The sequence below is a fragment of the Sulfurisphaera tokodaii str. 7 genome, from assembly GCF_000011205.1.
GTDB lineage: Archaea > Thermoproteota > Thermoprotei_A > Sulfolobales > Sulfolobaceae > Sulfurisphaera > Sulfurisphaera tokodaii.
On sequence record NC_003106.2, the window covers coordinates 993,314 to 1,007,352 of the forward strand.

General features: G+C 31.1%; 12 protein-coding genes. 7 read left to right on the forward strand and 5 right to left on the reverse strand.

From position 1 onward, the window contains the following. Window positions 1-191: 191 nt before the first annotated feature. Window positions 192-1,493 (reverse strand): amidohydrolase family protein, encoded by a 1,302-nt coding sequence (locus STK_RS05620; RefSeq protein WP_010979017.1) that lies wholly within the window; start codon window positions 1,491-1,493, stop codon window positions 192-194. Window positions 1,494-1,599: 106 nt separating this feature from the next. Here STK_RS05620 and STK_RS05625 point away from each other — a divergent pair, with 106 nt between their 5' ends. The 7 genes from STK_RS05625 (at window position 1,600) to STK_RS05655 (ending at window position 10,165) form a co-directional block, all read left to right on the forward strand. Next, the gene (locus tag STK_RS05625; protein ID WP_010979018.1) at window positions 1,600-3,117 is read left to right on the forward strand and encodes an APC family permease; all 1,518 of its coding nucleotides are present in this window, start codon (window positions 1,600-1,602) and stop codon (window positions 3,115-3,117) included. Window positions 3,118-3,211: 94 nt separating this feature from the next. Beyond that, window positions 3,212-5,125 carry a xanthine dehydrogenase family protein molybdopterin-binding subunit gene (locus STK_RS05630; RefSeq protein WP_010979019.1) on the forward strand — a complete coding sequence of 638 codons (1,914 nt, stop codon included), beginning with the start codon at window positions 3,212-3,214 and terminating at the stop codon, window positions 5,123-5,125. A gap of 2 nt (window positions 5,126-5,127) precedes the next feature. Beyond that, the gene (locus STK_RS05635; RefSeq protein WP_198429754.1) at window positions 5,128-6,189 is read left to right on the forward strand and encodes an amidohydrolase family protein; all 1,062 of its coding nucleotides are present in this window, start codon (window positions 5,128-5,130) and stop codon (window positions 6,187-6,189) included. A gap of 98 nt (window positions 6,190-6,287) precedes the next feature. Continuing rightward, window positions 6,288-7,214, forward strand: coding sequence for a metallophosphoesterase family protein (locus tag STK_RS05640; RefSeq protein WP_010979021.1), 927 nt, complete (start codon window positions 6,288-6,290; stop codon window positions 7,212-7,214). A gap of 1 nt (window position 7,215) precedes the next feature. After that, window positions 7,216-7,608 (forward strand): hypothetical protein, encoded by a 393-nt coding sequence (locus tag STK_RS05645; protein ID WP_010979022.1) that lies wholly within the window; start codon window positions 7,216-7,218, stop codon window positions 7,606-7,608. 137 nt (window positions 7,609-7,745) lie between these two features. Next, window positions 7,746-9,341 carry an APC family permease gene (locus tag STK_RS05650; RefSeq protein WP_010979023.1) on the forward strand — a complete coding sequence of 532 codons (1,596 nt, stop codon included), beginning with the start codon at window positions 7,746-7,748 and terminating at the stop codon, window positions 9,339-9,341. 29 nt (window positions 9,342-9,370) lie between these two features. After that, window positions 9,371-10,165, forward strand: a complete 795-nt coding sequence (locus tag STK_RS05655; protein WP_010979024.1) for a carbon-nitrogen hydrolase family protein — start codon at window positions 9,371-9,373, stop codon at window positions 10,163-10,165. Here STK_RS05655 and STK_RS05660 read toward each other — a convergent pair. From STK_RS05660 to STK_RS15980, 4 genes are read right to left on the reverse strand one after another with little or no spacing between them, the layout of a single operon-like run. Further along, window positions 10,162-11,280 (reverse strand): FAD-binding oxidoreductase, encoded by a 1,119-nt coding sequence (locus STK_RS05660; protein WP_010979025.1) that lies wholly within the window; start codon window positions 11,278-11,280, stop codon window positions 10,162-10,164. The two genes, STK_RS05655 and STK_RS05660, sit on opposite strands and share 4 nt — an antisense overlap. A 19-nt stretch (window positions 11,281-11,299) precedes the next feature. Continuing rightward, entirely contained in the window at window positions 11,300-12,541 is a 1,242-nt protein-coding gene (locus STK_RS05665; protein WP_010979026.1) for an amidohydrolase family protein, read from the reverse strand. Continuing rightward, entirely contained in the window at window positions 12,538-13,476 is a 939-nt protein-coding gene (locus STK_RS05670) for an aromatic ring-hydroxylating oxygenase subunit alpha (RefSeq protein WP_010979027.1), read from the reverse strand. Before STK_RS05670 ends, STK_RS05665 begins: the two co-directional genes overlap by 4 nt. Window positions 13,477-13,508: 32 nt before the next feature. After that, window positions 13,509-13,580 carry an FAD-linked oxidase C-terminal domain-containing protein gene (locus STK_RS15980; protein ID WP_420825191.1) on the reverse strand — a complete coding sequence of 24 codons (72 nt, stop codon included), beginning with the start codon at window positions 13,578-13,580 and terminating at the stop codon, window positions 13,509-13,511. Between the last annotated feature and the right edge of the window lie 459 nt (window positions 13,581-14,039).

The window sequence follows — 14,039 nt, forward strand, 5'->3', positions numbered from 1 at the left end:
TTGTTTTTTATTCACTTATTAACACGATAAATAACGACCTAATTGCCATCATAATATTGCTAAGAAAAATTCTTATAACTAGCTTTCATTAAATTAAACAATTAAATTAAAAAGTATTCATAGATAGCCATAACCTACTGAATAGATTTTATTTTAACATCAAAAACTATCATTATAAAAAACTACACTGTTTATCTTTTCAATAATTTTCCTCTACTACCTTTATAATCCTCATCAAAGGTTAATTCACCTCTCAAGTAAGTTTGAATAACTTTTGCTTTGAATTTTACTCCCTCGTAAATTGAGTAATCCATCTTACCGTGCCAATCTTTTACAATCCATTCTTCTCTCTTTATAACTGTAAAATCGGCATCTTTTCCTTCATCGAATCCTTTTTCTTTTAAGTTATAAAGTTTTATCTGGTTATAAGAAGTTATTTCAGCAACTTTTTCTGGTGTTATTAAATTGTCAAAAAGAAAAGACATAATTGTAGGGACTAAAAATTCTGTTGAAGATACACCATTTGGAACTTCAATGTAGCTTAATGCCTTATCCTTATAAACAGACATAAAACCAGAGTAATCACTTCCTAAAGTATTTACCATGTGAAGTTTTCTTACAAGTTCTTCTCTTAATTCTTTTCTTCTCAATGGAGGTGACATTATAAATCTATTTCCATCTGATCTTAGATAATAACTATCGTCAAATAAAAGGTAATGTGGACAAGTCTCGCTGAAAATTTTAGCTCCCTTCTTTCTCCAATAAGATATTATATCTAGAGATGTAGGAGAAGAAATATGAACAATATAAGTTTTAGCGCCAGTTAAATAAGCTAACATAGAAGCCCTATTAACGGCTTCTTCCTCAACTTCTACTGGTCTTGTAAGTGCATGATATATTGCATCTTTCTTATCTTTGTACTCATTGTGTAAGACCTCTATAACATCGCCGTTCTCAGCATGGATTGCAACAGTTACGCCTAACTCTTTAGCTTTCTTCATGACAAGATATATTGTTTCATCATCAACTTGCATACTTCCCTTATATGCCATGAACATTTTTATGCTTTTTATACCCATTTTAATAATTTCTGGTAAATAATTAATCTGATCTTTTCTTTTAATAATTAAATGAAAGGAATAATCAATACCAGCAGTACTTTTAGCTTTTTCTATCTCATCTTTAACTGCCTCTGTTACTTCTCTATTTAAAGGATCAATAAAGTTTATTATAGAAGTTATTCCGCCTGCTAATGTTATTTCACTACCACTTTTATAATCATCTGCCGTGGGAATTATTTCTTTAGCCCCTAAATATCTTGAGTTAAAATGCGTATGTCCATCAATTACACTAGGCAGTACATAATAACCAGATAAGTCTTTTCCTTCACCTACTATATCCTTCTTAATTTTCTTAATTTTTCCTTCTTCAACCTCAAAATCTGTTTCAATAATTCCTTTAGGTGTTATTACCCTAGCATTTTTAAATATCATATAAGGTGTATCTTAATGGAGTAATATAAACATTATTTTTTATCTAATTATAGAATTTATATAATGGGCATAAATCTATTTAAATCACCCTAAAATATTTTCTATTATGAGTAGGAGTTTGTTTGTTAGAGAAAGCTCTGGGTTAGTAAAAAATGTAAGTGCATTAGACTCAGTAATGCTAAATTTAGGTAATATGTCAGCTGGAATAGCACTATTTACTTCAATTTCGCCATATATTCCACCTGGCGGAGTAATATGGATTGCATCATTAATAGGACTCCTTCTAACATTACCTCAAGCATATATATACATTTATTTATCGGGTAAGATACCAAAAACTGGCGGTGATTATATTTGGCTCTCAAGAATCTTACATGGTAGTGTTGGAGTTACAATGGCCTTTGCTTTAATGATTGAGTCTACAGCATATTTTGCATTAGTGGCTTACTTCTTCTCATCTGCAGTTAGTACTGTAATTGGGACTATTGGTACAATGGATGGGATAAAATCATTAGTAGCCTTATCATCGTCATTAACCGCTCCTATTCCTTCTTATGTACTTGGAGCGGGTATTTTTGGTATAATAATAGCGTTTAATATATTTAAAGCAAAATGGGGTTATTCATTAGTGACTATAAGTACTCTTATCTCTCTAGTTACTACAATAATAGCTATGATTGTAATTGCTGTTAATATACCCGATTTTAGTACAGCTATTGTACCGTTTTTATCGAAAGAAGGAATAATGCCTCCACCTAATTACTCTTCATCAGTCCCTCCACCTAATTTATTAGTCTCTTTGTCTGGAATATTACCACTTTTAGCAATATTTACTTATCCATGGATGCAGGCAAGTCCTGCAGTAGCTTCAGAAACAAAAAAGGTGAAATATGTCCAAATGGGAGTAATATTACCCCTTTTAGTTACTGGAATTCTGATAACTTTAGGTTTCGCATTGATGTATATAGCTGGTGGATACACTCTCACAAATTATTTATTTACTAATCCATCGTCAGCTTTTATTTATACCTTTTGGACAGTTGCAATGGGTTTAACCACAAATCAAGTGTTGCAATGGATTATTGGAATAGGTTTAATGACATGGGAGTTTGCTGTATTAGCTTATGGTGTTATAGTCTTTTCAAGATATATATTTGCAATGGCTTTTGATAGAGTATTCCCAGAAATTTTCACTAGGCTAAATAGATTCGGATCACCAGTTTATACTCATTTATTTGATTTAGGCTTAACATTAGCATTTTTAGTATTGCCAGTAGTTTCAATCAGTGGTGCGACCGCGCTTTATGGCGCAATAGTTATAGGCATGATTTACTTCTTTACGGTAAGTATTGCTGGAGTTCTTTATGGAATAAGAAATAAGGTTCTATCATTGATAATAGCCGGTTTATTTGAGGCTGGATATTTTGTCTATTTAACTTACGAATCTATTACAAATCCTGTGTTTGGTTTTGCTGAATCTAATGGTCTGCCGAATCCTATAACTTTAGGGTTTGTTATAGGAAGTTTTGTAGTAGGCGTAATAATTTACTTTATTGCCAGAAGGATAAATTTAAGTAAAGGAATTGATTTAGAGTTACTGTATAAAGAAATACCCCCGGATTAACTTAATTAAGTAAATTCACTCTTTTTTCTTTTGTCAGAAATTATTTAGTTAAGATAAGAAAAAGATATAATAATAATACTCTTTATTTTATTTAATGCTATATTATTATGTAGATGATATTAGGGGTAAATATAAAGTAGTAAGTTTTATAAGATCAAATAAACCTTATGCTAAATTTAGTATTAGGGGAAAGGTTTATACGTGGAAAGATATAGATTTCACTATTCCAAAAATCTTTGATAATGAGGGAAAGTTAAAAGAGATAGAAATACCACTTTTAGCAAAAGATAGAGCATTATATACTGGTCAGCCGTTAGGAATGGTTATAGGAGAGGATGAGTATGATGCCGAAGATAAGAAAGAGGAGGTTGAAGTAGAGTACGAAGATTTGAGTGGTCCGATCTATGAACCAGATAATGTAATACATTCTTTTTCTCAAGGAGAGTATGAATTTGGTGAAAATTCTTTCTCGTTAAAGCTCATATTTAATAGACAATCCCCAGCTCCTTTAGAAGGAAGAGGTGTAATTGTAACTCATGAGGATGGAAGATTAATAATACGAATTTCAACACAAGCACCAACAGTAGCTAGGAAAATAGTCTCAAATATGCTAGATTTGAATGAGGAAAAAATTGAAATTAAAGTACCTAGAGTAGGTGGAGGTTTTGGTGCCAAACAAGATATTATAATGGAAGAATTAGCCGTAATAGCTTTATCTTATGTAACTGGGGAAGACTTAAAGTGGATTGAAAGAAAGTCAGAACATATTATGACATCACAAGGCAGGGGTCAACAGCATGATGTGACTGTTTATTATAACAGTAATGGAAAAATAACGGGAATTATTGATAATATAACTTATGATATGGGTGCTTTTCCTTTACCATGGTCTGGTATTTCACCCTTGTATGTCACACTTATGAACTTAAGGAATGTGTATGATATAAAAATAAAAACTAACGTAAAAGTAGTTGCCTCTAACAATCCGCCACAAGGAGCTTTCAGAGGTTTTGGTAGGCCAGAAGCGTTCTTTGTTATAGAACGAATTATGGATGAAGTTAGTAGAAGATTAAAAATTGACCCTATCAATATTAGAGAAAAAAATTTAGGAAAAATCAATAATGATATAGGAGATGTAAAAAGGGTTTTAGAGAGATTAAGGGAGAGATATAATGAGTATAAAAAGAAATATAAGGTTGGTATAGGGGTTTCACTTTACGTTCATTATGCCTCACCTACATCTAAAGTTTTAATAGGTGAAGAAAAATCATTTATTGGTGGATATGAGTGCGTCTCATTAAGGTTAACTAGCAATGGCATAGTTGAGGTTAAAACCACTACAGTTGACATGGGTCAAGGAATAAGTGATGTTTTAAGAGAAATAGTGAAGAGGGAATTAGATTACGATAGAATTGTTGTTTATACTGGTTCACAAGATGTTAATGGGTTTGGTAGTTGGGCTAGTAGGAGTGTAATTACTGCTGGGAACGCTACTCTTTTGGCTGCTAGGGAGTTAAAAGAGAAGATTGATAAACTTGGTGGGATAAAAAGAGTTTTAGAAAAATTAAATAATTCACCTTGGGAATTAGAAGAAAAAGAGTTGTACTCAATAAAATGTTATGAGCCGGAAGAATCAATTGGTGCAATAAGTGCTCAAATAAGTGTAGTTGAGTATGATGGTACAAATTTCCACTTAAGAGAAAATTATATAATTATTGATATAGGAGTTCCTGCAGATGAGGACAAAGTAAAAGGACAAATAATTGGAGGAATAATACAAGCATTAGGTGGGGTTCTTTACGAGAATGTCAATGAACCTTATAATTATCTAATACCAACAGCCAAAGAGGTTCCTAAAGTTGAAGTAGAATTACTTAATACACCTTCAAGTACTCCAGGTGGATTTAGGGGTGTTGGAGAAAACAGCATTTCTGGTGCTTATGCATCTATTGCAAATGCAATTTCAGACTTTATCCCAGTCTATGAAATACCTATAAAGAGGGTGTGATATTGATAAAAATACCAGCCTTTTACGATATGCATTCACATCTAGAAAATGCCTTCATTGGTAATGAAGGTGCTAAGAGTTTAGAAGAAGCTGTAGAAACATGGAGTAAAATAAGAGATAAGATGACACTTAATGAGATAAAGAAAAGAATTGAGAAAGTGGCTTTGATAGAACTATTTTATGGTACAACTCACATAAGAGTCCATGCAGATACATGCTCTAAAAATAGTGTGAAAGCGGCTATTTTAGCAAAAGATGAATTGAAAGAATATATTGATTTGCAAATTGTAGCATTTCCTGAGCAAGGCATATTTAAGTGTTCAAAAGATGATTTTGTAAGATATTCCTCAATGGTTGATATAATTGGAGGAAAGCCTGAGGCTGACAACGACCCTTACCTTCATATGGATTTCATAGCCGAATTAGCATATAAACTTCAGAAGCCTATAGACGTTCATATTGACCAGCATGATGAGAAAACCAAACATAGTGAGTATATGCTAGGAGTTATTAAAACTCATTTAGCCTTAAGTCATTTAACTGCTTTACATTTTTATTCTGAAAATTATGCTAAAAAGTTAATAAGAATGATTAAGGAAAAGAATGCAAGTGTAATTAGCTCACCATTAACAGCCTTCTATCTTAATGGGGGTAATTCTTATCCGATGTTTAGAGGAGTCACAAGAGTAAAAGAGTTACTAAGAGAGAATATAAATGTTTGCTTAGGTCATGATGATACCCAAAACCCATTTTATCCAGCTGGTGTAGGTGATATGCTTCAAGTCTTATGGCTTCTAATGAATATAGAAAAAACATTTGATATTTCATGGTTAGATTTAATAACTACTAATGCAGAAAAAGAATTTGGAAATAAAAACGAAGATTATATCTTAGTTGATTTGAAAGATGTTAAAGAACTTTTATTCACAATGATGCCAAGACACGTAGTTTTTAGAAAAGGAAAAATTGTTGCTAAATCTACTGTAGAAGTGAAAGTATTAGATTTAAATCCATTTGATCTAATGAGAGAATTGTATAGAGATAACTTAAATAATTCATTATAATTGTAATTTAAATCTTGAGAGATACTGTATAATAAATTTAAATTTAATATCATTTTATCTAAATTTAAGCTTATATAGACTTACTCACATTCCCTATTATGGGAAATGAAACAAAAATATTGTTCGTCTCTGATATTCATGGTTCTGAGGTAGTGTTTAGAAAAGCTTTGAATGCCGCCAAAATGTTTTCAGTAGATTACCTTATTCTTGGTGGGGATATAGTATCTAAGGATTTTGCATTGTATTTAAAGAAAGGCAATTCTATATATTTAGGTGAAAAAGAGATATCTCTCGATGAAATTGAAAAAGCGTATAAAAACTCTGGTTTAGCTCCTTTATTTTTCGAATCAAAAGACGAGTTAGAAGAATTTCATTCTAATCAGCAGTTTAGGAGAGAGAAAATCTTAGACTTTATTCAAGGTCAAATAGATTCCTGGATCAAAATATTTGAGGAAAAAACTAAAAATACCAAATTCAAAACAATTTGGAATACGGGTAATGACGATCCATTAGAAGTAGACTCTTATTTAGAAAGGTATGGAATAAAGGTTGCCGAAAATGAATTTATCGAAATCAATGATCTAGTGATGGTAAGCAGTGGTTATGTGAACCCAACTCCTTGGAATACTTATAGGGAATTACCAGAGTCTACACTTTATAATAGGCTAATGGATAAGATAACAAAATTGGAAAACCCGGAATTTGCAATATTTAATTTTCATGCACCACCTTATAATACTAAGCTAGATATTGCAAATGTAAATAATAAGAATATTCATGTAGGATCGCAAACAATTAGAGAGCTTATTGAAAAGTATCAACCCTTATTAGGATTACATGGACATATTCATGAATCTCCTAATACTGATAAAATTGGGAATACAACAATTGTAAATCCGGGAAGTAATTATAAAGATGGAATATTAAATTATGCACTAATAGTAATTAGGAAAGAGTCTAAGGGTTTTGGAAGGGCATATATAAAGAAGTTTGAAGTAAAGAGTGTAATATTGGGTAGAGGTTAAAATGGTAAGTAGTTATTCTTTAATATTAAATAAGCAGGCTGAATTGAAGCAATTCTTGTTTAACCCCTTTTTATTTTCAGGCATTACTGGGCATTTACTAATCAGTAAAATTTTTGATCAATCTACAAAGTCATATGTTAATTTAAGCCAAGCTAAGGAACCGGATCTCTCTAAATATCAAGTTTTTATTGTATACGATCATGAGACTGCTGAGTTTAATAGAGGTATTATGATAGTATATCCAAAGTTCTCTGGAATAATCTACCACATTGAAACTTTTGATAACACATTAAATGGTGACTTTGAAATTCTAGTACAAGATAAGAAATTATTATTTATTGACAATATTAAAGTTAAAAAAGTATATTTGGAGGTCGTTCTTATTCAGAATTAACTAAACATATAATAAATGATCATATTAAGACTTTTCTATCTTCTCTAGGATTGGACGTTGTTGTTGAATAAGGTAAATAAAAAGTTTTTACTTTTTTAAACAAAATTCTTATATTTCTGTTTATATAAATATGTAGTATGGCTGAAAAGAAAATATTCATTAGAGAATCATCTGGTCTAGTTAGGCAAATGAGCAGTAGGCATGCCTTTGCAAAAGTTTTAGCAATGATTGTTCCAATATCTGTTTATTATACGATGATTTACTCTCCAGCATTACCTGCTGCAAACTGGACTTTAGGTATAATATTAGCCTCTATAGTAGCTTTACCAATATTTTTGACATATCTAAAATTAGCTGAGCATATTCCTAGATCATCTGGTGAATATATTTATATAACTAGAATATTACATCCAGCATTAGGCAGTATCCAAGCAGTTGCTAATATATTTTCAACACCTTTATTGGCTGCAATCTTATCCCAAATAGAGATATCTGCGGGCATTGCACCAGCATTTCAAGTAATTGGTCTAGCCTTTCATAATTCACTATTACTCAATTTAGGTACTAGTATGTTAGTAAACCCAACTATTTTCGAAATAGCTTCATTTATTTCTCTTATTTTATTCTGGATAATTAGTATCCTACCCCCGAGATACATGGCGAACTTTTTGTTTACAATAGCTTCACTTCAAGTAGTAGGAGGAATATTAATAGTAGCATTATTACTTGAAGGACCTAAAGCTTTTGCAACAGCATTCAATTCCTTATCTGGTGAGTTTTCTGGACCTACTTACTCTTCTCTATATTCTCAAGGTCTCTCTTACTATTCCCCTATTGTAAACCCATTGCAGACATTAATTTGGATGATACTAATGATTATGTGGTTATTCGTATGGTTTTTTGCTCCATCTTATTTTGCTGGTGAATATAAAGCCCCTGGAAGATCAATAAAAATGGGAATGTTAAGCGGATATATTATAGCTTCTGCAATAATATTCGGACTTATCATTGGAACAGAATATTCAATGAGTATACCGTTCTTTAATTATGTTTCATTAAATGGTTGGGATAGTTCAATACCGCTTCAAGCTTCTTCTGGATTTATAGCCTGGGGTGGAGTACTAGCATTGAGTAGTCCCATTTTAGCGTTTTTCGTTGCAACATTAAATTTAGGTATACAATTCGTAGCTGGTCCACTATCTTTAGCAATTCCAAGTAGAGTTCTTTTAGCTATGTCTTTTGACAGATTAATTCCAGAAAAGTTTGCTTATGTGAGTCCAAAGCTAAAGACACCTTTAATAAGCTCAATATTTGTTTTGGCATTAGCACTAATCTTTGAATATGTTACTATAAATGGAATCTTTATAGTTTCAACAATAGTTCTTATAGGTATACTATTCTTATATCAATTCTTGTTAGCTACTATTTCAGCTATTGTTGCTGGAATTAAGGGAATACCTGGCGAGGAATTAAGTAAGAAGGATAAGATAGAATTTTTAACTTATGGCTCTCTAGCATCCATAGTTTTAGCTATCTCAGTGTTCTTCTCAATATGGTATGCTAGCGTGAACAGTTTGTACGCATCAATGGTAATTGGTAATTTAATTATCGATTACTTAGTCATAGGGTTAATACCAGTTATAGGTTTGGTATTTTATTTTATATCAAAAGAATATAGACTTCGTCAAGGTATCGATATAAATTTAGCCTTTAAGTTAATACCACCAGAATAATTTATTTACTTTTTTTATGACTATATTTTATGCGAATTGCTATTATTCAAACCTATATGACCTGGGATAAAAAGGATAATATAGAAAGACAAGTAGAATTAGTAAATAAGGCAATAGATAATAAGGCAAAAATAATTGCATTAGATGAGTTAAGCAATACGATTTATTTTCCCTTTGAGCAAAATCCTAAATATTTTAGCTGGGCAGAGACTGAAAGAGGAGAGACTCTACAGAGGTTTAAGGAAATAAGCAAAGAAAGAGAAGTTAGCTTAATTGTACCAATTTTTGAGAGGGACAGTAATTTCTTTTACAATACTGCATTTATACTGGATAATGGGGAAATTATAGGAAAATACAGAAAAACTCATTTGCCACAAGAGGAGTTTTTTAACGAATATTATTACTTTAAAGTTGGGGATTTAGGTTTTCCAATATTTGATTTAAAAGGTGTAAAAACTGGAGTTGTTATTTGTCACGATAGGCATTTCCCAGAGCCTGTCAGAGTTGAAGTAATTAAAGGAGCCTGGCTAATTTTCATACCTTCTGTTGCTGCATTTAAAGAGATTTGGGAATTGGAGCTTAAGGCTCATGCTGTTTTTAACACTGTATATATTGCTGGAATAAATAGGTTTGGTAAAGAATATCCTAATCAAAAAGAAGAGTATTTTGGTGAAAGTATGATTATTTCGCCAATAGGCGAAATAGTTACTAAGGCTGAGAAAAATGAAGAGATATTATATGCTGATATTTCTGAAGATGAAGTTATTAACGCGAGAATAAAAAGGCCTTTCCTAAAAAAGAGGCTATCAAGTTATGGGCTCTAAAAATCTAACTTGCCTGAGTTAAATAGATCTTCTGGGTCAACTTTTCTCTTAAAGTTAATGATATATTTTAATCTTCTTTCCTCAACTCTATCATTTATCTTATAAGAATGTAAATTGAACATTTTGCCAACATTGGGAAGCTTATTACAACCAATAAAGTAAGTGTGGGAGAAATATTTGATAGAACTTTTTGATAATTCAGCACTTACGTAACAATCTTGTGTATCTATTTTTTCAAGCTCGTCAAGAGAAATATCTAAAGAATTATAATATAATCCTGTCTTGTTTACTACTGTAAAGTATGCACCCGCAAAGGTAGTAATTATGTCTTTAAGTTGAAAACCTTTATCACTTTCAATACCATAAATTACATTCCATTTACTCCAATTTTCACCTGGTTCAATCTCTTTAGCCATTGGATAATTTCGTATACTAATGAACTCTGCATAATCTATAACTTTTAATGAAAAGTTTATTGCTTCTGATAAAGAGTTAAACTTTTGTTTCTCTATCTCGATTCCTTTTCTGTTCTTAACTAATCTAAACTTTATCCTAGTTAGAATTCCAGTAGTTCCAGCAGATTGCACAATAGAGTAAACTTCATTTCCAGTTAATGTATATTTTCCCTTTAATGTATAAACTTCTGCTTCAATTACATTATCCCACACGGCCCCATTTTTTAACGAACCAAAACCTAAAGATCCTCCTTCAACAAAACCACCAACAGTAGCCATATAGAAACTTGTCGGAATCACTGGTAAATCATTTATTCCAGGCTCATTGAATTCTGTTCCAGTATAAGCTAATAAACAACCTTTACTTTTTTCAAAACCTTTTAAACCAGTAATATCTAAAATTACTGTATTTTCCTTAATAGGTATTGTTGCCCCTAAAGTATTTGTCCCTTTTCCTCTAACTATAACTGGAAAATGATATTCATTCATAAGTTCTATTACTTTCTTTATATCTTCCTCGCTTTTTATCTTTATAACTGCTTTTGGTATTTTTTTCATTGATGAGATAATAGGAGATATATACGAGTAATCAGTAGAATATTTCTCAAGAATATCAATAGAAGTTATTACTTCTTTAAAATATTTAGAGAGAAAATCCATATAATAAATATTTTAAAAACTATTTTAAAAGTTTTCCTTTTGGTGAACTAACTAATTCTCCTTTGTCTATTACAACCTCTCCATTTATGATTATCGTATCTGGTTTTCCTATAATCTCGTAACCTTCATAAGGAGTCCAGTCCGCCATGTGGGTGTTTTCTACTGAAACTCTCCATTTCTTTTCAGAGTCATAGATTACTAGATCAGCTCTATAGCCCATATCAATTTTACCTACATCTAATTTATTTATCTTAGCCGGGTTCTCAGAGAGAAGTTCTATTGCCTTATAAAGTGGTAGGTTTCTCTTTATGAATTCAGTCAAAATAATTGGAACCCTTAACTCAACACCAGGTAATCCTGGAACTAAATCAGGAAATTCTTTGTGATTTTCCTTTACTTCTTTGTCAAACCAATTATGATCAGTAGCAATAATTGACACCTTATTAATTCTTTTCCAGATCTCTTCTGGGTCTCTAACTGGTGGTGAGGTCACAAAAAGGTATGAGTCTCTTCTATCATATACTTTCTTACTTAAAATTAAGTGATGTAGGACAACCTCAGCCTTAACTTTGTCTGGTAACAAATCAAGAGTTTTACCGCTACTTACATGCGCTATTAATCCGTTTTCTATTAAAGGAATTGCCCTAATTGCTGCAGATAGTTCAGTTTCATCCGGCCTCGTTAGTAAATGAAGTTTCGGACTACCTCTTAAATTATTAGACAATGCACTAATTAATTCCTCATCTTCAGCGTGAATCATTACATAACCTTGTCTTTCATTTATGAACTCATTTATTCTCTTTAACCCAGCTAAAGTACTTTTTAAGCCGGCATACTCAATCATCATAAATTTAACCGAATTAAAGCCTATATCAAAAGCTTTTTTCAAATTATCTGTAACATCATTAGCAAATATATGAAAAGTGTAATTAACATAAGAGGAAGAGAATTGCTTAATTCTTTCCTCAACATTAGGTTGTATATCTGAAAAAGCAAAATCTATTACAGTTGTTGTTCCTCCAAATGCTGCAGCTAATGTGCTTTTTTCTACAGTATCAGATGTTGGAACTTTTAAGTACCTTTTATAAATATGGACGTGGTTATCAACTCCTCCAGGTAAAAGGAGTTTACTCTCCCCATCTAAAACTTTTTCATTAGTCTGAATATCTTTACTAACTTTAACAATCCTTTCTTCTTCTATTTTGACTTCAGCTTCTGTAATTCCCTCCTTTGTTATTATTCTCACATTTTTTATAATCATAGTAAACCCAACTCTGGAAACTTTCCAATTCTCCTTTTTAGATAATGTCTGTAAAATATTGATAGTTTATCTGCTTTAACATGAATTTCCTTTGATAAATCAAGGTAATATATATCTGGTTGTGTTTCTAAAACCTCTTTATCTTGCATAATTATTGTATCTTCAAAATTTCTAATTACATTTTCATCTGTTTCGTAATCGTAGTTCATGAAGATCCAAGCAAAGACTACACTTTTATTCTTACTTTCTGGTTTAATCGCAAAAATCATGGAAAATGTTCTTTCACTCTCATCGGTTTTTGTAAAGTATAAGAATAGTGGTCTATATATAATGTAAGTATAGCTCTCATACTTTTCAGCGTGACTACCGTCTGGATTTGGTTGATATATCTTAATATTTTTTGCTACAATTCCTTCATTAGTAATTTCAACATTATATTCTGGTATATAAGGATATTTAGGGTCCCCTAAGTAATTTTCATGAACGTAGGGGAAGTGGGATACATCAAATAAATTTTCTAATACTCTAAAAGGATTTGCGTTTATATAGTAAGGACCACATTTAATTTTTCTGAAACTTTCCCACTCTTTAATTTCTGGTAAATCATCTTTTGGCTCATTGATACATACCCAAATAATGCCATATTTTTCCTTAATATAGTATTTTCTTAAATTTACATTTATCTTTTTACCCAATGAAGGCACAATAGTTAATTTTCCTTCTAAATTAAATCTCCAACCGTGATATGGGCATTGGATTTCATCCTCAATAATTTTTCCTTTAGATAACTTAGCTAACCTATGGGGACATCTATTACTTAATCCATAAAGCTTTTCATTTTTTCTAATTATAACTATGTCTTGTCCTAATACGTTTGTTTCATATACGTCCTTAACCTCATCTGAAAAAGCAACTGGTAACCATTCATTATACATAAGTTAAGATTTTCTTTTTAGCATTTAAATATTTAGAGTAGTTTTCCAGGATTAAAAATATTATGTGGGTCTGTAACTTGCTTAAGTTTCCTCATTAGATCCAGCTTTTTCTTATCTGAAAGCCATTCATTTAATTAAAAGTGTTGGAGGTTTAAAAGATATTCTTATTCCCTCTTTCTTTAAAAATAAATCTATAAATTTAAAATTATTTTTCTCTGACATTATTGTAGTATCAACAACTACTTCACTATTAATAGTTTCTACGTCTCCATGGATTAGAACTTTATTTTGTAGAGTTTCCTTTATTAAATTTATAACTCTATAGAATTTATCTAAAGGTATGTGAATTAAAGTGTCGTGAGAATAATTTTTAAAAATCTTTATATTTCTGATCATTACATATATTCCAGACTCAGTTAAAATCTCAATAATCCTTGAATCATCAATTTTCTCATCATAACTATTAGTACTTGAAAAATAATATTCAATTTTTCCCTCAAAACCTTGGATAAAGTATCATCATATTATTAATAGTTTCATTCAATTTTATGATTGATCAGTTC

Excerpts from the sequence above, each read along its gene's own strand:
- STK_RS05655 (WP_010979024.1), top strand. The coding sequence starts at position 9,371 with ATGCGAATTGCTATTATTCAAACCTATATGACCTGGGATAAAAAGGAT.
- STK_RS05645 (WP_010979022.1), top strand. The coding sequence starts at position 7,216 with ATGGTAAGTAGTTATTCTTTAATATTAAATAAGCAGGCTGAATTGAAG.
- STK_RS05625 (WP_010979018.1), top strand. The coding sequence starts at position 1,600 with ATGAGTAGGAGTTTGTTTGTTAGAGAAAGCTCTGGGTTAGTAAAAAAT.
- STK_RS05660 (WP_010979025.1), bottom strand. The coding sequence starts at position 11,280 with ATGGATTTTCTCTCTAAATATTTTAAAGAAGTAATAACTTCTATTGAT.
- STK_RS05640 (WP_010979021.1), top strand. The coding sequence starts at position 6,288 with ATGGGAAATGAAACAAAAATATTGTTCGTCTCTGATATTCATGGTTCT.
- STK_RS05670 (WP_010979027.1), bottom strand. The coding sequence starts at position 13,476 with ATGTATAATGAATGGTTACCAGTTGCTTTTTCAGATGAGGTTAAGGAC.
- STK_RS05620 (WP_010979017.1), bottom strand. The coding sequence starts at position 1,493 with ATGATATTTAAAAATGCTAGGGTAATAACACCTAAAGGAATTATTGAA.
- STK_RS05665 (WP_010979026.1), bottom strand. The coding sequence starts at position 12,541 with ATGATTATAAAAAATGTGAGAATAATAACAAAGGAGGGAATTACAGAA.
- STK_RS05630 (WP_010979019.1), top strand. The coding sequence starts at position 3,212 with ATGCTATATTATTATGTAGATGATATTAGGGGTAAATATAAAGTAGTA.
- STK_RS05650 (WP_010979023.1), top strand. The coding sequence starts at position 7,746 with ATGGCTGAAAAGAAAATATTCATTAGAGAATCATCTGGTCTAGTTAGG.